This is a genomic window from Streptomyces sp. NBC_00212 (assembly GCF_045206365.1).
Taxonomy (GTDB): Bacteria; Actinomycetota; Actinomycetes; order Streptomycetales; family Streptomycetaceae; genus Streptomyces.
Window position 1 is genome coordinate 90,096 of the sequence record NZ_CP108116.1, and the last position, 22,157, is coordinate 112,252.

The 22,157-nt window shown below is 66.9% G+C and carries 22 protein-coding genes; 18 read left to right on the plus strand and 4 right to left on the minus strand.

What is annotated here, in order from left to right:
• Position 1 precedes the first annotated feature (1 nt).
• From OHA17_RS40200 to OHA17_RS40240, 9 genes are all read left to right on the plus strand, one after another.
• On the plus strand, positions 2-1,168 hold the full coding sequence (locus OHA17_RS40200) for an acyltransferase (protein WP_331721284.1): 1,167 nt from the start codon (positions 2-4) through the stop codon (positions 1,166-1,168).
• Positions 1,169-1,206: 38 nt separating this feature from the next.
• Positions 1,207-1,992 (plus strand): cupin domain-containing protein, encoded by a 786-nt coding sequence (locus OHA17_RS40205; RefSeq protein ID WP_331721285.1) that lies wholly within the window; start codon positions 1,207-1,209, stop codon positions 1,990-1,992.
• Positions 1,993-1,994: 2 nt separating this feature from the next.
• Positions 1,995-3,803, plus strand: coding sequence for an asparagine synthase (glutamine-hydrolyzing) (gene asnB, locus OHA17_RS40210; RefSeq protein WP_331721286.1), 1,809 nt, complete (start codon positions 1,995-1,997; stop codon positions 3,801-3,803).
• Positions 3,800-4,852 carry a PrpF domain-containing protein gene (locus OHA17_RS40215; protein ID WP_331721287.1) on the plus strand — a complete coding sequence of 351 codons (1,053 nt, stop codon included), beginning with the start codon at positions 3,800-3,802 and terminating at the stop codon, positions 4,850-4,852. Before asnB ends, OHA17_RS40215 begins: the two co-directional genes overlap by 4 nt.
• A complete protein-coding gene (locus OHA17_RS40220; protein ID WP_331721288.1) occupies positions 4,831-5,976 on the plus strand; it encodes an acyl-CoA dehydrogenase family protein in 1,146 nt (381 codons plus the stop codon). Before OHA17_RS40215 ends, OHA17_RS40220 begins: the two co-directional genes overlap by 22 nt.
• Positions 5,964-7,403 carry a dihydroorotase family protein gene (locus tag OHA17_RS40225; protein ID WP_331721289.1) on the plus strand — a complete coding sequence of 480 codons (1,440 nt, stop codon included), beginning with the start codon at positions 5,964-5,966 and terminating at the stop codon, positions 7,401-7,403. Before OHA17_RS40220 ends, OHA17_RS40225 begins: the two co-directional genes overlap by 13 nt.
• A 48-nt stretch (positions 7,404-7,451) precedes the next feature.
• Complete coding sequence (locus OHA17_RS40230; protein ID WP_331721290.1) at positions 7,452-7,949, plus strand: flavin reductase family protein; 498 nt, start codon at positions 7,452-7,454, stop codon at positions 7,947-7,949.
• Positions 7,946-8,479, plus strand: a complete 534-nt coding sequence (locus OHA17_RS40235; protein ID WP_331721291.1) for a MarR family transcriptional regulator — start codon at positions 7,946-7,948, stop codon at positions 8,477-8,479. The genes OHA17_RS40230 and OHA17_RS40235 overlap by 4 nt, the downstream gene beginning before the upstream one ends.
• A gap of 114 nt (positions 8,480-8,593) precedes the next feature.
• The gene (locus tag OHA17_RS40240) at positions 8,594-8,830 is read left to right on the plus strand and encodes a hypothetical protein (protein ID WP_331721292.1); all 237 of its coding nucleotides are present in this window, start codon (positions 8,594-8,596) and stop codon (positions 8,828-8,830) included.
• Positions 8,831-9,023: 193 nt separating this feature from the next.
• On the opposite strand, the gene OHA17_RS40245 is transcribed toward OHA17_RS40240, so the two are convergent.
• From OHA17_RS40245 to OHA17_RS40260, 4 genes are all read right to left on the minus strand, one after another.
• Entirely contained in the window at positions 9,024-9,896 is an 873-nt protein-coding gene (locus OHA17_RS40245; protein ID WP_331721293.1) for a hypothetical protein, read from the minus strand.
• Positions 9,897-12,015: 2,119 nt separating this feature from the next.
• The gene (locus OHA17_RS40250; RefSeq protein WP_406510966.1) at positions 12,016-12,540 is read right to left on the minus strand and encodes a helix-turn-helix domain-containing protein; all 525 of its coding nucleotides are present in this window, start codon (positions 12,538-12,540) and stop codon (positions 12,016-12,018) included.
• 583 nt (positions 12,541-13,123) lie between these two features.
• Positions 13,124-13,420: an MTH1187 family thiamine-binding protein gene (locus tag OHA17_RS40255; RefSeq protein ID WP_331721578.1), complete on the minus strand. Its 297-nt coding sequence runs from the start codon at positions 13,418-13,420 to the stop codon at positions 13,124-13,126.
• Between the two features lie 18 nt (positions 13,421-13,438).
• Complete coding sequence (locus tag OHA17_RS40260) at positions 13,439-14,581, minus strand: MAB_1171c family putative transporter (RefSeq protein ID WP_331721295.1); 1,143 nt, start codon at positions 14,579-14,581, stop codon at positions 13,439-13,441.
• 753 nt (positions 14,582-15,334) lie between these two features.
• Here OHA17_RS40260 and OHA17_RS40265 point away from each other — a divergent pair.
• The 9 genes from OHA17_RS40265 (at position 15,335) to OHA17_RS40305 (ending at position 22,107) form a co-directional block, all read left to right on the plus strand.
• Positions 15,335-15,664 (plus strand): transposase, encoded by a 330-nt coding sequence (locus tag OHA17_RS40265; protein WP_331721297.1) that lies wholly within the window; start codon positions 15,335-15,337, stop codon positions 15,662-15,664.
• Positions 15,652-16,572: an IS3 family transposase gene (locus tag OHA17_RS40270; protein WP_331721298.1), complete on the plus strand. Its 921-nt coding sequence runs from the start codon at positions 15,652-15,654 to the stop codon at positions 16,570-16,572. Before OHA17_RS40265 ends, OHA17_RS40270 begins: the two co-directional genes overlap by 13 nt.
• On the plus strand, positions 16,538-16,900 hold the full coding sequence (locus OHA17_RS40275) for a methyltransferase (RefSeq protein ID WP_331721579.1): 363 nt from the start codon (positions 16,538-16,540) through the stop codon (positions 16,898-16,900). Before OHA17_RS40270 ends, OHA17_RS40275 begins: the two co-directional genes overlap by 35 nt.
• A gap of 26 nt (positions 16,901-16,926) precedes the next feature.
• Positions 16,927-17,916: an aminoglycoside phosphotransferase family protein gene (locus OHA17_RS40280; RefSeq protein ID WP_331721299.1), complete on the plus strand. Its 990-nt coding sequence runs from the start codon at positions 16,927-16,929 to the stop codon at positions 17,914-17,916.
• Entirely contained in the window at positions 17,913-18,767 is an 855-nt protein-coding gene (locus OHA17_RS40285) for a T3SS effector HopA1 family protein (RefSeq protein WP_331721300.1), read from the plus strand. Before OHA17_RS40280 ends, OHA17_RS40285 begins: the two co-directional genes overlap by 4 nt.
• The gene (locus OHA17_RS40290) at positions 18,764-19,354 is read left to right on the plus strand and encodes a flavoprotein (RefSeq protein ID WP_331721301.1); all 591 of its coding nucleotides are present in this window, start codon (positions 18,764-18,766) and stop codon (positions 19,352-19,354) included. The genes OHA17_RS40285 and OHA17_RS40290 overlap by 4 nt, the downstream gene beginning before the upstream one ends.
• 9 nt (positions 19,355-19,363) lie before the next feature.
• Complete coding sequence (locus OHA17_RS40295) at positions 19,364-19,837, plus strand: ester cyclase (protein ID WP_331721302.1); 474 nt, start codon at positions 19,364-19,366, stop codon at positions 19,835-19,837.
• Entirely contained in the window at positions 19,834-20,268 is a 435-nt protein-coding gene (locus OHA17_RS40300) for a nuclear transport factor 2 family protein (RefSeq protein ID WP_331721303.1), read from the plus strand. Before OHA17_RS40295 ends, OHA17_RS40300 begins: the two co-directional genes overlap by 4 nt.
• Positions 20,269-20,445: 177 nt before the next feature.
• Entirely contained in the window at positions 20,446-22,107 is a 1,662-nt protein-coding gene (locus OHA17_RS40305) for an ABC transporter ATP-binding protein (RefSeq protein WP_406510967.1), read from the plus strand.
• The last annotated feature ends 50 nt before the right edge of the window (positions 22,108-22,157 follow it).

The window sequence follows — 22,157 nt, forward strand, 5'->3', positions numbered from 1 at the left end:
CATGCCCCAGACGGAAGGGGTCAACAAGAGCGGCAGGCCGGACGGGAACCGGCTGCCGTCACTGACCGGCCTGCGGTTCGCCGCCGCCCTTCTCGTCTTCGCCACACACATCGCGGCCAACCGGCTGTTCGCCGACGCCGGCACCAACGACCTGCTGACCACGCTGTTCGGTCGAGCCGGCTGGCTGGCGGTCAGCTTCTTCTTCATCCTCAGCGGCTTCATCCTGACCTGGTCGGCCCGCCCCGACACCAGCACGCGCGGCTTCTGGCGCCGCCGGATCGCGAAGATCTACCCCGTCCACCTGGTGACGCTGATCGTGGCGCTCGCCCTCATGGCCGCCTCAGGACAAGCACTCAAGCCTTTCGCCGTCGCGGCGAACACCGTCCTGGCCAGCACGTGGTTCCCCGTCCTGGACGTCTATGACAGCCCGAACGGCCTGAGCTGGTCGCTCTGCTGCGAGGTGGTCTTCTACCTGGCCTTCCCGCTGCTGCACCGCGCGGTCAAACGCATCCCGGGCACCTGGCTGTGGGCATGCGTGCTCGCCACTGCGGCAGCGATCGCTGCCGTGTCGGCCCTCGCCCTCCTGCTGCCGACGGACCTCGCGACGCCCTGGGCTGCCGAGATCCCTTTCTGGCAGTACTGGCTCGTCTACAGCCTGCCGCCGGTGCGCATGCTGGAATTCGTCCTCGGGATCCTGCTCGCCCGCATCGTGCTCACGGGCCGCTGGATCGGGCTGGAGCGCGGCCCCGCCCGACTGCTGGTCCTGGCCGCCTACGTCCTGGTGATCGTCGTACCCGTCAACTTCGCCATGACCGCCGTCGCGGCGCTCCCGCTGGGGCTACTGGTCGCAGCCACCGCGGTCGCCGACGCCAGAGGTTCCCGATCCGTCTTCCGCGCAAGGACGCTGGTGTGGCTGGGCGAGGTGTCCTTCGCGTTCTACATGATCCACGAACTGGTCATCCGCTACGGCCTCAGATGGCTCGGCCACCCGTGGGCCCCGGTCCCCGCCGCAGTCCTGGTCGCCGCCTTCTTCGCCGCTGCCCTGGCGTGCGCGGCAGCCCTGCACCGGTTCGTAGAGGTACCCGCCATGCGCCGCTTCGGCAGGTCCCGTCAACGCCCCGTGGCTGCCGCCCCCGAGGAGCAACCCCGGCCCACCGCGCTGCGGTGAAGACGCCCTCACCCACACCGCTACCCCAAGGAGCCCCCATGCCCACGTCAGGCGCGGTCATCCGAGCCGACCACCTCACCTTCACCAAGAGCCCGGACGGCGTGTCACTGGCCACCGCGGTCGGCCCGCACCTCGGTGCCCAGATCGTCCGGCTCGACGTCGTACGCATCCCGGCCGGGCATACCTGGACGCACTCCGGCGCCGACATCGAGGAGAACGTGGCAGTCATCTTCACCGGAGCCGGTCTCGCCACTTCCGGCAGTGCGTCCGCCGAGGTCGCGTCGGCCGACACCGTCTACGCCCCCACCGGCGACGCGCTGTCGCTTACCGCTGCCCAGGACACCGAACTGGCCGCCTACCTCTGGCGCACCACCTTACGGGCGGGCACCACAGCCGGCACCCGGGTGCGGCGCTTCAACCACCTGTTCAACGGCGAGACGCAGCTCAAGGGGTTCACCGGAACCGGGCAGGCCACTGCGGAGCGCGCCGCCACGATGAACTTCCTCTTCTGGCCCGGAACAGGCAGCCCGCAGCTGTGCCTGCACTGCGGATTCATGGAACCGGGCGAGTACTTCAACGTGCACGTCCACCCGAACAGCGAAGAGGCCTTCATGGTCTTCGAGGGCACCGGGCAGCTCCACCTCGACGGCGAGTGGATCGACGCCCGTCCCGGTGACGTCCTCTTTGCCCCGCCCGGGGTGCCCCACGGCACCCGGCACCCGAGCCAGGACCTCACCGCCCCTCGCTTCGCGACCTGCGGCGGCCCCACCCCCTTCGACCCGGTGCTCTACCAGCGCGCCGGCGTATCCACCGAGGTGAAGTGAACATGTGCAGGATTTTCGGCCACTTCGATGCCCACGTCACCCCGCACGAGATCAAGGCCGTCGCGGCCCTTCAGCGCCACGGAGGTCCCGACGCCCAGACGCACGCGGCCGGTGATAGCTGGGGACTTGGAAACAACCGCCTGGCCATCATGGACCTCGACGGAGGCGAACAGCCCTACGCGCTCGACGGCATCGTCGCGGTCTTCAACGGCGAGATCTACAACCACGACGAACTGCGCAGGACCCTGATCGCGCGCGGCCACCGTTTCGAGGACACCTGCGACGGTTCCATCATCCCGGCCCTGTACGCCGAGTACGGAACCGGGTTCACCGAGCACCTCGACGGCATGTACGCGGTGGCCGTCATGGACCTGCGCCGTGAGCCCACGCTGGTCCTGGCCACCGACGACGTCGGCATGAAGCCGCTGTATTACCACTGGGACGCCGCGCTGGGGCACCTGTACTTCTCGTCCGAGCTGCCCGCCCTGCTGTCCTACCGGGCCGTGGGCACCAGTTTCTGGGAGCCGGGCCTGGAGGCGTACCTCGCCACCAAGACCCCCTTCGGCGAGCAGACCATGTTCGCCGACGTGAAGATCCTTCCGCCCGCCACCACCGCCCGGCTCGACCGCAGCCACGGGCTGCGCCTGCACCGGCGCACGGTTGCGGTCGACCCCCTCGGCCAGGCGGACGAGACCGCGGCCGCCGAACACCTCCAGGATCTGCTGCGCCAGGAGGTCCACCGGCTCACCACGGCCGACGTTCCGGTCGCCGCCGTGACCAGCGGCGGCCTGGATTCCAGCCTCGTCACCGCGCTGGCCGCCGAGCAGGTCGGCGAGTTGCACACCTTCAACATCGCCTACCGCGGCACCTGGCCCTCCGACGAGCGCGGGTTCGCCCGCCAGGTCGCCGAGCTCCACGGCACCCGGCACCATCAGATCGAGATCGACCCCGCGACCTTCCCCGACCTGCTCAGCGACATGGTCTGGCACCTGGGCCAGCCCAACGCCGACCCGATCACTCTGAGCACCTACGCCCTGTTCGACGCCGTGCACCAGGCCGGCTTCAAGGTGGCGGTCACCGGGGACGCCGCCGATGAACTCTTCGGCGGCTACGACCGGATCAGGGCAGCGATGCGGGCACCCGCCGACGGCTGGATACCCGGCTACGTCCGCGCCCTGACCGCGGTCCCCAAGAACCTGCGCACCAGCCTGTACTCGCCGGACTATCACGCCTTCGTCAGCGACCACGGGTTCGCGGACGACGCCATCGCCGAGCAGCTGCATGTTCCCGGCCGCGACCGTCTGGACACCATCACCGACTTCGAGGTCGGCTCCCGGCTCCCGGCCTATCACCTGCGCCGCGTCGACCACTTGAGCATGGCGTCCTCCGTCGAGGTGCGGCTGCCCTTCTGCCAGCCGTCCGTCGTCCGCTACGCCCGTGCCCTGCCGGCCGCCTGGAAGGTCGACGGCAACCGGGGCAAGCAGGTCCTTTACGCGGCCGCCGACGGGTTGCTCCCCGAGTCCGTACTCAACCGGCCCAAGCAGCCCTTCACCCTGCCGATCACGGCGATGCTCGCGCCCGGCCAGCCGCTGATGGCCTTCGCCCGCGACATGCTGGCACCCCAGCGGCTGCGCCGCCACGGCCGCCTCGACCCGGTCGCCGTCGCCCGCTTGCTCCAGGGCCAGCAGGACTCCCCCGCCGACGACACCGCCCTGGCCGTCTGGTCCCTGCTCGTGCACGAACTGTGGCTGGACCAGTTCCACGGAACGCCCCATCACACGGGCCTGAGTCCGACAGGAGCCCGGTCGTGATCGCTTACCTCGCCCAGGCCGTAGGTTCCCCCACCCCGACCCTGGTGATCGACGCCGGTCCTCTGCCGACGACCGAGGCCCTGCTGCGCCCGGTCCTCACCACCGTGCGACGCTGGCTCGCCGACCACGACCAGGCGCATGTCCTGAAGTTCGCCCTGGTCAGGCCCTCCGAGCATCCGATGTTCGACCTCGACTACCTGTTCGTCCAAGGGCTGCCGGACGGGCCGGACCAATTCGACTTCGCGGGCAGCTGCGGACACTCCATCCTCTCCTCCGTCCTCGCGGCCGACACCCTCGGCTGGCTGCCCCGCCTCGCGCCGGGCAGCCGGGCCCGAGTCCGCGTGCTCAACAACGGAGACCACGTGGTGTGCGAGGTCGACGAGGCACGACGCGGCAGCGGCTCCTTCACCGTCCACTTCCTGCAGCCCGCCGGGACAGTCCTTCAGCGGCGGCTGCTGACCGGAGAAGCGTCCGACACCCTTGTCACTCCGGCCGGAACCTACGAGGTCTCCCTGGTCACGACGGGCAATCCGTACGTCTTCGTGGATGCCATCAGCCTCGGACTCACCACGCGTGAGGCCCTCTTCGAAGCGGGCGACGACACCTACCGGGCCATGCTCATGATCCGCGAAGCCGCCATCGAACTTCTCGGCTGGCCGAAGGAGAGCGTCTTCCCGAAGATCGCCGCAGTCGGGTCCTACCAGCCCGGCCGCATCGCAGTCCGCGCCATATCGGTGCCCAGCTGGCACCCCACGCTCGCGCTGACCGGCGCGACCTGCCTGGCAACGGCCACGGCGATCGAGGGCACCATCCCAGCCCGCCTGCTCGACGCCGCGGCCGACGATGAACGGCATGCCTTCACCATCGACACCCCCGGCGGCACCACCCACGTCGCCGCCTCCCTGTGCAGCACCGCCCACGCCGCCACCCTGGATTGGGTCAGCGTCAGCGGCAAGCACGCCCACCTTCACGGCCCGGCCAAGATCACGTCCCTGAGCGACTACGCGTACCAAGAGGAGAAGCCCGCATGGCAACCGCTGAGCGCCTGACGCCGCCCACCGCCCGCCCAGCTTTCCAGCTCGGCCAGGACCACCAGGACCTGTACGAGGCGCTGCACCGCCATGCCGCCGACGCCGACCGGGCCGCCCAGCCGGCCGAACCGGTGCTCGCTTCCCTGCGCGCCTCCGGACTCCTGGGCGCTGCCGTCCCCGTGGAATTCGGCGGACTCGGAGGGGATGCCCGCCTGACGAACCGTGTCGTCGAGGACGTCGCCATGCTCGACCCGTCCGTCGCGATCATCCTGTTCCAGCACTACGCCGTCAGCGCACGCATCAGCGAGTGGGGCACCACGGGACAGAAGGAACACTATCTGCCCCGCCTCGCCGACGGCCGCTGGCTGGCCGCCTCCGCCTGGAGCGAGAGCGGCGCGGGCGCCGCCAAGCGCAACTTGTCCACCACAGCCGCACCGACCGAAGACAGCTGGGTCCTCAACGGCGCCAAAACCTTCACCACCGGTGCCGGACTGGCCCAGATCTACCTGGTCCTCGCCCAGTCCTCCGCCCCCCGCCAGGACTCCGCGGTCTACGGCAGCGACGGACAGTCCTTCTTCCTGGTCGAAGCCACCGCCCCCGGACTCGTGGCCGACACCGGCATGGACCTGGTGGGCATGCGGGCCTCCGCCACCGGCTTCGTCGAGCTCCACTCCTGCTCCGTCCCAGCCGACGCCCTGCTCGGACCGGTCGGCAAGGCCACGCAGGTCATCGCCGATGTGCGGCAGTCCGGGGCAACCCTCGGCGCGGTGTCCCTCGGCATCGCCGAAGCCGCGTTCCAGCTCGCCCTGGCACACGCCCGGCGCCGCGGACTGGCCGACGCCCAAGCAATCCGGCACCGGCTCGCCGACCTCGCGGCCCTCGTGGAGGGGGCCCGCGCCCTGGTCGAGCGCACAGGACGCCGCGACGGCGACGAGCCGGGCGCCACCACCCTGCACAGCAAACTCGTCGCGTCCACGGTCAGCGAGCAGGTGTGTCTCGAGGCCCAGCGCCTGTTGGGCAGCGCCGGCTACCTGCGCGACCATCCCCTGAACAAGCTGGCCCACGACGCCCGCGCCGTGGGCCTGATGGGCCCGACCAACGATCTGTGCCGAGAGCTGGTGAGTGCCGCATGGACCGCGTGACCGAGCCGCCCGCACCCTACGACCTGCTGGTGACCAACGCCCGCCTGGTGACGCCGCACGGAGTGCAAAACGGCGCACTCGCCGTCCGCGACGGGCGCATCGCGCGCCTTCTGGACTCCGCCGATCCCCTGCCGCAGGCGACCCGGGTCATCAACGCCGAAGCGCGCTACCTCCTGCCCGGTGTGATCGACTCCCACGTGCACTTCCGCACCCCCGGCCTGACCCACAAGGAGGACTGGCCCCACGGAAGCCGGGCCGCTGCGGCCGGTGGCGTCACGACTGTCATCGACATGCCCAACACCCAGCCGCCGCTGCACCACCCCGAACAGGCCGCCCAGAAAGCCGCCCAGATCGCCGGGCAGTCACTGGTGGACTACCGCTTCCACTTCGGCGTCGCCACCGACACCGTCGAGCAGTTGCGCCGTCTGGACTCCCGGACGGCCACCTCGGTGAAGGTCTTCATGACCGGGCATCACACCGCCCCCAGCGTCATCTCCGACCCCGCCGTCCTGGACCGTGTCTTCGCCATAGCCGCCGAACAGCAACTGCGCCTGGTGCTGCACGCCGAGGACCACGCGGTTTTCGAACTGCTCGACCACAAGCGGCCGGCCCCGCGGACCTACGACGACTACGAAGCCGTACGACCGCGCAGCGGCGGCATCGTCGCAGTCTCCAAGACCATCGATCTGGTCCGCCGCCACGGCACCGCTGCCCACGTGCTGCACGTCTCCTCGGCCGAGGAAGCCGACCTGCTGCATGCCGCGGCCGATGCCGGACTGCCGATCACCTACGAAACGACCCCGCACCACCTGTCCTTCACCGCGCAGGACACCCGACGCCTCGGCGCGCGCATCCGCCTCAGCCCCGCCATCCGCCAAGAGCACGACCAAGAACGGTTGTGGGCCGCGCTGGTGGCCGGAGAGATCACCACACTGGGCAGTGACCACGCACCCCACACCGTGCAGGAGAAGAGCCGCCCCGTCCCCGAGGCCCCGCCCGGCCTGCCCGGAGTCCAGGAGATGCTCACCGCCGTCTACACCGGGCTACGGCGCCGGTTCCCCGAAGTGCCCGTCGACGAACACATGCTGCTGCTGTCCCGGCTGTGCGCTGCCCAACCGGCCAGTCTCTTCGGCCTCGACGGGCAAAAGGGCACCGTCGCCGAGGGACTCGACGCCGACTTCGTCCTCTTCGACGCCAACGCCACCTGGCTGGTATCAGCCGAGCACATGCACACAAAGAACCGCTGGTCCGCCTACGAGGGCTGGACCTTCAGCGGACGCGCCGACGTCACCGTACGCCGCGGCGAGGTCATCTGGGACGGCCGCAACGGAGCCGCCTTCGGGACCCCTAACGGCATCTGGCTCGACGCACACACCGATCAGACCCACGGCCAGCCGACGGCGCCCAAACCCGTCCGCGCACGCTGACCAATCCCCCTCCACCGCGCCCGACCAGCCCTTCCGAAAGGCCCCGACGTGCCCATCGACCGCACGGCCTTCACCAAGGCCCTGGCCCAAGTACCAAGCCCGGTCACCATCATCACCACCCTCGATGCACACGGAACACCCTGGGGGTTCACCGCCAGCTCCTTCTGCTCCCTGTCCCTGTCCCCTTCCCTTGTCCTGGTCTGCCTGGCAAAGTCCGCTGCCTCATACGACACTTTCAGCCGCACGGACCGCTTCCTGGTCAACGTCCTGAGCGAGGAACACACCGACACAGCGCAGCACTTCGCCACGCCAGCCCCCGACAAGTTCGCGCACTCGGCCATGCGCCCGTGCGAGCTCGGCCTGCCCGGCCTGCCCGACGCCTCCGCCCGGCTGGCATGCCACACGAACAGCATTCTCGACGGCGGCGACCACAGCATCCTCATCGGCCAAGTCGAGGCCACCGCCGTCTCATCGCACACCTCCTTGACGTACTACCAGCGGCAGTTCGGGATCCCGCGACCGCACGCTTTCCAGGAGACCCGGTGAACACCACCGCCCGTGCGGCAAACCCCTCAGAACCGCCCCACGGCATCCTGCCCGACGAGGTTTTCGACCCGATCCTGCGCATCGCCCACGTCTTGAACAAGGCAGTGGGCCGGCTCCTCCACCCCTACCGGATGAGTTGCTCGGACGCCAGCGTCCTGGCGGTGCTGCACCGCAGCGGCCCGCCCCACGCCCTGGCTCCCACGGACATCGCCCGCTGCCTGGCGCTCACCTCCGGCGCGCTGACCCCCCGGATCGACCGGCTGGAAGACGCTGGCCTGGTCGAGCGCCTCCCCGTGCCCGCAGACCGCCGACGCACCCAGGTCCGGCTCACCCACGACGGCCACAACCGGGCGGCGGAGATCATCTCCCAGGTGAACCTGCTGTACGAAGCGGTGCTATCCCACGCCCTTGACCCACGGTTGGAGCCGCTGGTTGCTGGGCTCGGCGCCCTCGACAAAGCAACGTCAACGCTCTGCTCGAACCGGTCTCACGACACCATCGCCCTGACATCCCTCCCGGACAACGGATAACCGAGCACGTCCGGCGGCAACCGGCGCCGCTCCCAGAGATACAACCGCGGGCTCCACCGCGTCTTCGCGGGGCGGTGCCCCTGGAGAAGAGCCGCACCCAAACTGAAACGGCTGGTGGAACGGGACTGGCGTGCGGCGACGGCGCCCAACAACTCGATCTCGTCCGCACCGAAGCCGCCCGCCGCGACGTCACCGGCAGCTGATGGACCCTCGCCGAGGCCGGAGCCGTCCGTCCTGGCCCTCCGCCCCGTCATCAGCAATGGCGACTTCAACCAGTACTGGATCTTCCACACCGTGAAGGAGCACGAACGTCTCTGCCCTCAGCCCGACCAGCGCAACTACGTGCTCTGAGCCTGACCAACGATCTCACTCTAGAAGCGCCACACCCATTGAGGAAGCCGCGCCCCAGCTTGAGCCCGACGCGTGGCATATCCGGTCCTGTGCTGTGGCCGCTCGGCATGCGCCGGGACGGCTGCTCGCCCGGTGGGCTGCCGTGAGTTGACACTCCGGCCGGGTGACGGTGGAGCGTCGGCCTGTTGATCGCTCATGACACCTTGTCCTCGGGAAGGGGACGGTGGGCCAGCATGGCTAGTCTCCCTGCCCAACCCCGCCGTAAAGGCTCATCTCGGAAGACGGCTCCCGCCGTGAGGGAGCCGGAATGCGATCCGGAGTCGTGGCGGCGGCGTAGTTCGGCGAGCAGGGTCTCAAGACGGCGCTGTGCGTGCTGGACATCCTGCTCGCTGGTCCTGGACATGCTGTGCTGATGCCCGGGGTGCGTCCGCTCACCGCAGGCCGATGCCGGCGAAGGCTCAGCCCGGGAGCTGCTGTTGAGTATGGACAGCGCGGCCCGGCGGTACTCACGCGCCGTATTCTCCAGGTGCAGGCGGGCAAGGAGAACCAGAGTCTGCTCGGTGGCACCTTCGCTGCGGGCCTTGGCACACATGTCATCCACTGTGGCTCGAAGGTCGGCCTCGAAGGTGTCGATGAAGGCACCAACGGCGGCGGGGTCGCCCACATCAGCACGTGCCACCGCCGCGGTGAGGGCCACTTCGCGCAGTTTCACGTCGACGGCCTTCCGGTCCTTGCACGCCGTGCACAGGCTCGCGGCCGAGGGTTTCCGGCAGATCCCGCATGAAGCTCCCGGTCGCTGCTGACGGTCCACCTCGTTCCCGGCACGGGGCCGGGCATCAGGGCTTCGTCGCATGTCCCGCTCGGCCCGACCGCGCGCGTGACGAATCCTCGTCTCCGCTGCCTCGTCCCGGACTGCCTGCTTGATTCGACGTTCCGCCGTCAGATGCCGCTTCTCGGCCGACGCGGCCGGCAGGTCTCTTGTGACCTGCGCGGCGATCGTGCGGCGCATGATGCGCCGGTCGGCGGCCAGGTAGTCGCAGGTGGCACAGCGAGTTCCGGTGTCCATGCGCAGACCTTCGTCGCAGCGCGGGTCGGTGCAGCCAGGCCGGCGGGGCAGGCCCCGGCCCAGAAGCCAGCCCACTGGATCAGCAATACGGGCCGGCCCCCCTTGCACCGCCAAACGGCGTTCCAGCCGTTTGGCCAGGACTCTGCCTGCTGATGCTGTTCCGGACACGCCTGCGACAGCAACAAGCTCGCTGCGCACCGCGGCAACCACCCGCGAACGGGCACCAGAACGTCCCAGGCGGTCCCAAATCGGTCTCACGCAGGTCAGCGTCAAAATGAGATCGTGTGGCGGCTTGGGCGCCTCCCTTTCGTGGAGTCCGTCCGTGCCCACGCACAACGGCTTCCCTCGCGCGCCTGCGCGTCCCGGCCGACGGGGTAACCCCTGCGGCGCTTCGCCGGAAAACCAGACATCAGCAACACTTTTGGAGACAGGGCCGACCACAGCAGCGTGATCTGTGTGAAGGGATACCGCGACGTCGGGGTCTGCTGCTGTTGTCTCAAGACTGCCCCGCACTTCGCTGGCCTGAGGCTTTGCTGTTGCACGTGGAGGCCTACTACCCCTTGCCGTATCGCTGGGGTCTGTGAGAACGGCACCTGGAGGCATGGCAGAGGGGTGGGGCCGGGTGGAACGGCCTAGCGCGCGTTGCGCGGCGGCCACCGCGGGCACCGTCAGGAGCGTGCGCTGATGCATGCCGGATGCTGTGCGCTGCCGGCTGCGCTGCACCAGGCCGGCCCCCTCCAGCCGGTTCAGTATTCGCTCCCCGCCGGACGCCGAGCAGCCCAGCAGCCGCGCCACCGTGGCGGCCGACCGCCCCCGCCGAGTGTCGACCTTGCCGCCGCACTGGCGCACCCGCCCGTTCCTGGTCGTTTCCAGGACGAGCAGCAGTATCGCCAGCCGGTCGGTCGCGGCGCCGCGACCTGTTCGTGCACCTAACAGACCGGCCGGTGTTACCGACCCGTCACGGTGGGTCCAGCCAGGGGCGAACAGAGCTTCCAGCAGACGCAGCAGCGTGGCGAACTCCTTACGCTGCAAGGCGAGTGGATGGCCGACCACTCCGTGTGCGTCTCTCAGCGGCAGGACCGCGCACTCCAAGCCCCGATCTTCTCCGCGCTCGCCCACGGCCGTCGTGACGCGTACGACACCGCGACGGCGCAGACTCGGCAGCACCGCGGAGGAGACCCGCGAGGCCGAGAGTCCGAGCCACCGTCCGAGTTCGGCGGTCCTGATCTCGACTATTCCCGTGGACGCCGGCGTACGTGCCGCCAAGACAACCACGGCGAGGCGGACCACATCAGGTGCTCCCACCAGCCCGGGCCCGTTCAGCAAGGTGCGTACGGCCCCGCCCAGGCGCGCACGGGCATTTCGGCCCAGTAGCAGCGGATGGTCCGGGCCGGCTTGCCGGTGGCCTGTGTGATGCTGGTCAGGGCTGCATGCCCAGGGCATGCAGCGCTCTCCCCCACGGAGTGCCGTCACCATGGCCGGCCGATGCATTGCGCGCGGCTCGCTGCCGTCGGCTTCGTCGAGTGATTTCGCAGATGTTGTGTCCTCTTGGCCAGGCCGCCCGAAGGACCGGAGGGGATCAGCCGCATGGCGAGGTCCTGACCACAGCAGGGCTGACAAACGGCAGCACTGTACTGCACCATGTGTATGCCTTCCTGAGTAATCGCATGAGGGAAGGAAAATGCCCTTACGGGCTGCCTCAGGTTCACGAGAACCGATGCATCCGATCTTCGTGATCGGCTTCGCCCGGCAGAACAGGCCGGGCGGTGAGGTTGGGCCACATGTGATCAGGTGTTGGCGCACTTGATCGACGGCCGGGCGGCAGCAGTCTCTCGACGAGACTGCTGCCGCGCTTCATCAGCGCATGCCGCAGGACCTCCTGCTGGTAAGAAAGTTCAGTTCAGCCGGAGCCGACCGAACGAAGTCAGCCGGGACACCACACAGCGCTCCAGCAAGTAGCAGGGCCGGCTGGACAGTTACCGCCGCGTCAAAAGGGGCGCGTCCTGATGCGGAAGCCTTGAAATCCCTACGGGTGGCACCAGCACATGGCTGTTGGGTCAGTTCCACAGTTCCCCCGTCATCTTGGTGACCGCGCTCCGCGGACAGTCGCCTTCGCCCTCTACTCCTCGACGCCGAGTTCGGGGTGGCTCTCGCTGCGGATGAGTTCCTCCACAATGCCCAGCACCGCGCTTCGGGCTTCAGGCGAGAGCTGCCCAGCACGCAGCGCGATCTCCCGGACCCCGTGGTCTTCCCTGACCTGGAGCCACCGCTCCTGCGCCGCCGTGTCCTCCTCCAGGGCGCGGTCTCCCTCCGGCCGCGCATCCTTGTGGGAGCGCAGACGGCGTTCGGTGGCGACCACGGCAGGATCGTCGTCCGGCTTCAGGAAGTAGTCGGCGTGATCGACCCCGAAGAACTCGGCCAAACGCTGCGCCTTCTCCACCGAGGGCATCGACTTTCCGCCGCGCAGGTTCCGGATGTACTGTCCACTGACACCCACGTAGGCGGCGATTTCCGTATCGGTGAACCGCGCCTTGCCCTCAAGGTGAGCCGCTTCGACCAGGCGCTGCAGGCGGCGCCCGAACAAGCATGCGGCGTCGGCGCTTTGGAGAGGACGTCTCGGTGCCTTCGGTCGGTACAGGGGCATGAAAAAGATCGTAGGCGGAGTCGGTCAAGCTGCGGAACCCTGCATCAACAATAGTTTCCCCAAGGCGTGGACAATGGCAGGAAACATTCGTTCTGTGGGGCGGAGCTCCTGGCACGCCTGAATCGAGACGACAGAAGGCAACCGGGCCGCGGCTCAAAAGCTATGGCTGGCCCGGTGTTTCGTTGAAATGTGCGCTGAAGGACTTCGGATGCGGCCGGCGCCCTGGAGGCGTCGCGTATCAGGCAGAGGCCGGCCCCTGGCGGACAGCTGTCGGTGCCGATGTCGTGCAGCAGTTGGGGTGCGTTCCCACGGCGATGCGGTGCTGGCTGCACCGCATCGCCGCAAGGGAGTTGCGGTTCTTGAGGACCGGGCCGGCCGGACGCGGATCATCAGACATCGCCCGAGCCACCGAGCGGACCGCCACTCAACTCAACGGCCCCGCCGGCCGCTGGATCCGACCGGCCGCCACGCCCCGATCGCTACAGGGGCTGATGGGGGCCCTCCACGGGTGCAGTCCTGACGTGGGGTTGGAAATGTAACCACCATGCTGCACCCGCGTCAGGGCATGCGACCGGAGCCAGGACTACGCATCCGCGATCTGCTGCTCAAGAAGCGCGATCTTTCCGTCCATGGGGTTCGTCATCCCTGGCCAGAGATCGGCCTTGAGGACGAGTTGAACACGGGGAGCCTTGGCAGCGACGGCTTCAGTGGCCCGCTTGACGACCTCCATGACCTCGTCCCACTCACCCTCCACCATGGTGTACATCGAGTCCGAGCGCGTCCGCAGACCTGACTCTCGGACGATCTTGACTGCGTCGGCGACGTATTCGGCAACGTTCTCCTCGACCCCCATCGGGGTCAGGGCGAAGGCGATGAGCACGGGCACTCTCTTCCATGGCTAGTACGGATCGACCAGTGACGCGCGGTATGCGCGGACAGTCGGAGATTGGTAAGCGGCGGCGACGCGCAACAAGTGGCCGATCTCTTGGGTGAGTTCCTGCGCGCCGGCCCCGGCGAGGTTCGCCTGCTGAGCGTGCGGTTCCTGGCCGGCACGGCGGGCATGCAGGGCGGCAACCAGCCAGTGGGCGGTGACGTATGCGTCGACCAGATGCGCCTCCACGTCATCGTCCCCATCGGCGCGTCCGCGGATCTGGTCGAGAGTGGTCGAGGATACGTAGGCCCGCAAAACAATCATTGCGTCTCTGATCTCGATCACCCGCCGGTACAGCTTCAGCTGCAGCGGTATGGCCGCGGCGCGCAGCCGACTGCCCGCAGTGAAGATCACATCCGGAGTTGTTGCTGTCAAGTCCTGCCATAGCAGTTCAAGCCCTCGATGGGCACTTCGGTATTGCCACCACTGCCGTACGTGAGCGAGGAGGGGCAGGGCGGCCCCCGCTGCCATGAGCAGCGCTTCGATACCGGTTATAGGCGAGAACAAGGGAGCAAAAACGGTCGAACGATCCTTCAGATAGGCGAGCTTGAGTATCCACAGAAGCGACGCCATGAGGATTCCTGTACCGAACAGGCGTAGCGCATAGCGCAGCAGTCGAGGAATGTGGCGGCGGCCGTAATTCCAGCACACCACCCCGCAGGTGGTATCGGCAATCAGGTGGAAGGAGAAGAAGACCCACCAGTACGTATCGGGCACGCTCGGGATGTCACGGGACGGCGCTATCTGGATTCGGGCGTGCGGTGGCCCACCGACATCCAGCAGGACCATCGCTGCCATGACCAGGACGGCGATACCGAAAACAGGGACTGTGCGGCGCCTGCGACCGGCTGCCTGAAGGATGAACCACAGCACCGCGGCGGCATCGAGGATGCTCACCAGGTGCGTGGTCAGGTCGACCCAGTGAGCACTGGGCGCGATCTGCGCGAGGACCGCAGTGACGGGATCGAGGTGCATCGACATGGCCACGGCGATCATGACGATCGCGAACCACAGCGGTCGCTGATCCCTGCTGCGGACAGCCTGGGGTGTTCGGGCGATCGCCACGCTCCACAGCGCGGCGATACCGAAACTCTCTAGCCACGAGAGCATGACGACCCTTCACGACGAGCCTCACTCAGGCCCATCGCAGACTCCAGCCCAGCCAACATCCCGGACAGCAGGGTCGGGGCCGGGACGCGGCCGGCACTCTCCAATATGAGAGTGGCGATCATCTCCGCCTCCTGCTCCTGAAGGTCGGAGTACCGCGAGCGAGGAAGTGCCTGTCTGATCGACTCCGCGTCTGCCAGATCGATTTGGCGATATAGCTGGTGATCTCCGCGGTCTGAACGATGGTCGCACACCAGGTGTCCGATCTCGTGCAGGATGATGTGCTCTTGATGCAGCGGGCTTGTCTGGGCGTCGTACAGAACGTAGTCAGCGCTCTGGGTAGCCAGCCAGATTCCTGTCGGCATATCGGGAACCGTTGGTGTGGGCAAGGGGCGCAGATCCAACGGACGACCCCGGTCGACCGCCAGCCGGGCGCACAGTTCCGAGACAGAAAATGGGTCAGGCAAGGGGAGGCCGCCGATGACTTGTTTGCACCGACGGTGCAGACGTGTCCAGTACATGTCTGTCCGCTCTTCCTGAGTCGCCGGGCCAGGAGGACACATGACCCAATACCCACGTTGTCTCATTGCGGTACCCAGGAGCCGCTGTCCACGCCCCACCCCCCTCACGTCGATAACAACGAGCCTAGATCGTCGTACAGTCCCCTCACTCGTGACTGTACCGATAGATGATCATCGGCCATGTGTCCCTCCCCTCGTAGCGTGGAGTCCGTGATTGCAGGGGAAGTTGAGGTTCATGGGGTCCAAGCACCGGACGTACACACCTGAGTTCCGTGAGGGTGCTGTACGCATCGTGATCGAGACGGGAAGGTCGATCCCGGAGGTCGCCGAGGAGCTCGGTGTCCACTCCGGGACGCTGCACAGCTGGGTGTCGCGGTGGCGGCGCAACGGGTCGGCGTCCTCTGACCGGCCCGCGCCGGCCGTGCCCGGCAGCCGGATCAAGGAGTCGGAGCGGGCCGAGCTGGAGCGGCTGCGGCGGGAGATGTCGGAGAAGAACAAGCGGATCCGCGAGCTGGAGATGGAGCGCGATGTCTTCAAACGCTGCATGGCCTTGTGGGTGAAGTAGCTGCCGCGGACCCGGCCCGGGTGGCCGGGGTGATCAGCGACTGCAAGGCCGAGCAGGACATTCCACACACCCTGACGTGCCGCGTCCTGGACGTGAGCGAGTCGTGGTTCTACAAGTGGCGCCACCGTCCTGTCACCGCCCGCGAGGTGCGGCGCGGGAAGCTGGCTGACGCGATCCGGCAGACCTTCGACGAGTCTGGCGGCACGTATGGCTCGCCGAAGATCTGGATCACGCTCGTGCGCCAGGGCTGGAGAGTGTCAGTGAACACCGTCGCCCGCCTCATGGCCGAACTCGGCCTGGCCGGACGCAAGATCCGAGGGCGCCGGGGGCTGACCAGGCCGGGCAAGCGGCTGGCGTTCCCAGACTTCGTGCGCCGCGACTTCACCGCCGATGCCCCGGACCAGGTGTGGGCCGGGGACATGACCGAGATCGTCACCGGCGAGGGCAAGCTGTTTCTGGCCACCGTGATCGATCTGTTCTCGCGCCGCCTGCTCGGCTATGCGATGGGCGAGCGCCACGACGCGGAGCTGGTCGTCGCCTCCCTGCACATGGCTGCGGCCACCCGCGGCGGCGACGTCAGGGGCGTGATCTTCCACTCGGACCGCGGCAGTGAATATCAGTCCCGGCGCTTCAGACGGGCCTGCCGCCGGCTCGGCGTGACCCAGTCCATGGGCCGCGTCGGCTCGTGCTTCGACAACGCCGTCAGCGAGGCGTTCAACAGCGTGCTCAAGGTCGAGTACGTCCACCGGCGCACCTTCGCCACCCGCACCGAGGCGCGGCTGAGGATCGCGGCCTGGATCACCGGCTTCTACAACACCCGCCGGCTACACAGCGTGTGCGGATACCGGAGCCCGACTGACTACGAACGAGACCATCAGGCCGACCCCACCGTGGAGTTGGCCGCTTGAAAGATCTCCACGGCGCGAGGGGATTGACATCTCTGCGATTCTTGCCGACTGGGACGACAAGCAGGCGCTTGACATCCTGCGTGGCTGTGCCCATGCAGTTGGGCCCGAAGGCAAAGTACTACTGGCCGAAGTGCACTTGACCCCGCCTGCAGGTGCGGCGGATCCCGAGGATTCCGGGATCGCACTGTGGCTTGAGGCGAACATGGGAAACCCCGACCGCACGGTGGAAGACCTGGTGGCACTGGGGAAGGCGGCCGGCCTTGAGGTGACGAGAGAGCCGCAGAGCACCGGACTGCGGTCGCTGATCGAGTGGAACGTGCCCCGTTGACCCGTCGGTCGGCCTCTGCGGACAGGGTGAGCAAGGAGGCGGGCGAAGGGCACGGCAGTGTGCTGGGTGGTCGTGACCACGTGCGGCGAGGACACGAGCAGGGCATCGATGTCGTAGTGAAGCGGGCCAGGGGCGACGTCGACGAGCGACGCGGGTTATTCCTTGAAGCCGCACTGCAGTCCGCTGCTGCTGGGTGCTACCTCACCGAACGATCCGAGGCTGCTGTACCAGTGATCCCGCCGCTGGCGTGTACCGCAGAGCGGCTCACCGTGGAGTTCCATGCCTCAGTAGCGCCGCTCGACCAACTCTTCAGCACTCCGAAGGCACTGAACCGTGCCGCGGGTGTTACAGGACGAGAAATCGCCTCTCTGCACGGTCAAGAAATTTCCGGGCCTGGATGGGCGTGGCTGCCTGCGGCGGCAGGAGAGCACCCTCCACTGGAACCGATTCCGCTCACCCTTCTCGGTGAACTCTCTGAGGGGACAGTGGAATTGGCAGCCGAGATCCACCGTCAGGAGTTCTCCAGGATCCTGACCGATGCTCTCGCAGAGGAGAGCGGGCGGCGGGTTTTCGTGCATGGAGATTTCAAGTTCGACAATATTCTTGCCAGTGCTGATGGCAGAGCAGTGCGCTTCATCGACTGGGAATGCGCAGGACTGGGTCTACCGGAACGAGACCTTGCTTCCTTGGCTGCATCACTGCTGACGGAGGCCATGAGGCGTGCGACGGCGGAGAGTACTGCTGAGGGCGCGGACAAGGCGTTGGAACGGCTCGATACCGAGACAGAGAAGGCGTGGTCAGCGATCTCTGCGCTGCTCTGCAGTTACAGAGCGGCACCGGCAGCTCCTGCTCTGCGGGCAAGCGTCCTTCCCCACATGACGGCGTACTCGCTTCTGTGCCGGGCTCTTTCGTACACATCACTGACTTACGAGTTCGACAGGCTCCCCAAAATGGTGGTGAAGGTGGCGTCGCGCATGGCACTGCACCCCGACAAATTCGCGGGACGGTTCTCATGACAGTGCCGGTCATTGCCCGCATTCTTAGTGATCCCGCTCTCCTTAACGAGTTGGCGGGGGCGGACTCCGAAGTGGTAGGCCGTGAGATCTACCGGCGTTTCCATCTGGCCATGACCTTCGATGACGAGGTCCGCGATGATGACACCGGCTTGCTGGTCGCGGTGCGCACGGCACTCGGCGGCCGGACTCATCTGGCCGGCGGCAACTGGGCCTACCAGTCTGCGCTTTCAGACGGCAGGCTCATCGTGCGGCGTGACGACGGGCTTCAGGTGGCAGTCGAGTTCGGCGATATCGAGCGTATGGCCGCAGGCCGTATCACGGTGAGGCTGCCTAGCCTCGAACCGGGCGTGATGAACGGCTGGGTCTGGTTCCATAGCAGTATTCGTCCGGAGCACGCTGCCGAGTTGTCAGCTCGTATCTACTTGTGCCTCGACGGAGAAGGGCGGGCATCGGGGTGGGCCGACCTGGTTGCCGGGCTCGACGACCAGGCGTATGTGTTTTCATCGAAGATTATTCGGAGAAAGAAGGAAAGAGCGAGGCCCGACGGCGTGGTGGTGTACTGCCGCACTGGCGATGTGCCTGTCTTCCTCGAATCCATCGGGAAACTGATCCCGCCCGGTCAACTAGGTACGGCGACTGCCGGGTTCGCTGTCGGTGTCTCGCCCGGGGCCAGCGTGAGTGTGCCTCAGGAGGGCGAGGATCGGCACGCGAGCCTGGGCATGGAGCGGTCTCGCAACATTGCCCGCCGGCTCGTGGCCGGTGATCCGGCGGAGAGCGCCGTCGTCGAGGTTGCACGTGTGCTGGAGGAGCAGAGTGCCCAGGTCGCTGCCCTGTTGGGGGAAGCCGTATGACGTACGAGGAACGCCCGCGCCGGCTTCTGTTCGTCGTCACCGGAGGGATAGCCGCGGCCCACAGCCCTTTGTGGGCCTCGGCCCTGCGCGGTCATTTCCGAGCCGAAGTCCGCACGCTCATCACCCAGCAGGCATCGACGATGGTCTCGGCGCGAGCGCTTGCCGGCTTCACGGGCCAGCCTGTCGCCGGGCCAGGCTGGGACCTCGAACACCGTGACGGGGCACAGCATGTCGCCCTGGCCGTCTGGGCCGACGCGGTGCTGGTTTACCCCGCCACGCTGAACTTCTGCGCCAAACTGGCCGCTGGCATTTCTGATGACTTGGCCTCTTCCGTGGTGATGTCCTCGACCGCGCCAGTGGTGCTGGTGCCCTCCATCCCGACGGGTGCGTTCAGCAAGCCCGCGACGCGACGCGTTCTGGAGACGCTGTACTCCGACGGCTATGTCGTCGCTGGCACCGAGCGAGCTGTCAGCGTCACGAGTGGAGAGGCCGAAGAGGGCGGCCCTGCCTCACTGGAGACGGCAGTGAAACTACTGGCGAACCACGGCATGGGGGTTGGCAGCAACCAGGACACAAGCGATCGATGAGGAGGATGAATGGACACGGAGCGCAATACGCAGCTGATTCATGACTACGCCGATGTGGTGTGGAACAAGGGACAGGTAGACAGGCTCGGCGAGTTCCTGCACGAGGAAGTGCGCATGTACGGGCTCGGGGGCGAGCCGCCGGTGGCGGGGCTGGAGAGGTTGAAGCGCGAAACCGAACAGTGGCGTGCCCTGTACAGCGAAGCGTCGATGACTGTGGACAGGGTCGTTGCCGAAGGAGACCGGGTTGCGTGGCAATGGCAACTGCTGGGCACTATTGCCGATGTGCGGATGCTGATGCCGCACGTGCAGCGATTGGCGGACGAAGTCCCGCAGTTCAAGCAGATATCGGTGCACGGCATGTCCATCAGTTCGTTCCAGGACGGAAGGATCATTGAGGAAGTCACCCAGAGCGACATGGCGGAGTTCCTCAAGCAGATCGGCTTCCCCGCGCCGCGGATGCCGCAGGACGGGAGCCCGGCATGACCGGCACCGCTGAGAGTGTCCGGCACATCGTCGAGGAGTACGTACGCCGCGTATGGAACGAGCATGATGCCGCGGCCGTCGCGGACTTCGCCCCCGAGATCACCGAGATGGGCGGCAGCGGCCAGCCGGTCAAGCAGGTGGCCCGGGACGAACTGGTCGCGAGGGTCACCACGGTGCTCTCACTGATCCCCGATCACCGGCTCGCAGTGGGGAAGGTGGTGACGGATGGCGAACACGTCGTGTGGGAGTGGCGGTTGACCGGCACTTTCCACAGCGAGCGCGGTGCGCATCCGGTTGACGTGAGCGGCCTCACCTACTGGCAGGTGCGCGACGGACTGATCATCAACCGCGACGGCGTCATGGACATGGTGACCTGGGCCTGGCAGATCGAGATCATGGAAAAACGCATACGGCTCCTCATGCCTGTATGACATAGTTTTGACAAGACTTGACCTGCAGAAGGGGCAGTAGCCTACGTGTTATCTACTGAGAAGCCGCGAGACGTTGGATCGAGTACGCTCCTTCGATTAGCCCGCCCCCACCGCAAAGCCATCCTCCTCGGGCTTCTACTCGGGCTTCTGGGCTCTCTCGGCGCCCTTGCACAGCCGATGGCGGCCCGCATCATCCTCGACACCGTCAGCCGCGGCGAGTCTCTGGCGAAGCCGCTGCTGATCCTCATCGCGTTGGTCGTCGCCGGGGCCGTGATGTCCGGCTGCCAGCTGTTCATTCTCGAAAGAGCCGGGGAACGCGTCGTCCTTGGACTGCGCCAGCGGCTCGTCGCCAGACTCCTCGACCTCAAAGTCCGAGAGTACGACCGCCGTCAGCTGGGCGACCTGCTGTCCAAGGCGGGATCCGACACGACGCTGCTGCGGTCCGTCATGACCGCCAACGTCCTTGACGCCCTCCCCAGCGTAGTGACCGTGGTCGGGGCAACCGCCCTCATGATCTATCTGGACTGGGTTCTGTTCCTGGTCGTACTCGGGGTCCTGGTCGTGGTCGGCCTTGGAGTTGTTCCACTGCTCGCCCGTATCAAGTCGTCCACCCATTCCGCACAAGACCATGTCGGCCAGCTGACTTCTGCCCTGGAACGCGCACTCAGCGCTGTCAGGACCGTGAAGGCCGGAAACATGCAAGCAGCCGAGGCCAGTCGCATCGGAGGCCACGCCGACCTGGCATACACGGCCGGAGTGCGCACGGTGAAACTCGACGCACTCGTCGGAGTCAGCACCGCCATGGCCATGCAGATCTCCTTCCTCGCAGTTCTTGGAGTCGGAGGATACCGAGTTGCCACCGGCACTCTGCCGGCGGGCGACATGATCGCCTTCCTCCTCTACGTGATGTACCTGGCCTCACCTTTGATGGTGATCACTGCCGCGGTGACGCAACTCCAGAAAGCATTCGCCGCCGCCGCTCGCATCGTCGAGGTGGACTCGATGGAGACGGAAGACCGCGGAACGGGCGCAGTTGCCGACACATCCTTGACTCAACGTCCGAAGCAGGAAGGACGGCTGCCGACGCAGCGGCGTGACCAACCGCCGAGTGTGGAATTCGAGCAAGTCGATTTCGCTTACCGCGCCGACGAGCCGGTGTTGGCCAAGCTGTCGTTCCGTGTGGAATCCGGAACGAAAACGGCGATCGTCGGCCCTTCGGGTGTCGGCAAGTCGACCGTGCTGAGCCTCATCGAGCGCTTCTACGAGCCTACTGCCGGCCGCGTCCTCATTGACAATGATGACATCAACAACATCCCACTGAACGAACTCCGATCCTGGATCGGCTACGTGGAACAGAGCGCCCCGGTGCTGGCCGGAACGCTCCGCGAGAACCTGGTCTACGGCGTGGATCGCGAAGTGTCTGACGACGAACTTGACCAAGTCGTCCGTTCAGTGCGCCTCGATGGTGTGGTGGCCAGAATGCCTGCCCACCTTGACACCCCTGTGGGAGAGCGCGGATCACAACTGTCCGGCGGTGAACGCCAGAGGGTTGCGGCAGGCCGTCTCCTGCTGCGCCGGCCCGCCCTGGTCCTGTTGGACGAAGCTACATCGCAGCTCGACTCCGTGAACGAACGAGCACTGCACGATGCGCTCGATGCGCTGGCTCACAGTTCCACGACGATGGTGATCGCGCACAGGCTCTCCACCGTGATCTCAGCAGACCGAATCATCGTGTTGGCGGGGGGAACCGTCAAAGCGATTGGAACGCATGCCCAGTTGATGGAAGGGGACGAGTTCTACCGACAGCTTGCCAAGGGGCAGCTTCTCCAGCAGAGGTGAAACAACCGTTAAGGCGAGCAGAGCGGCTTTCTGCAGCGTCGAGATCGTCT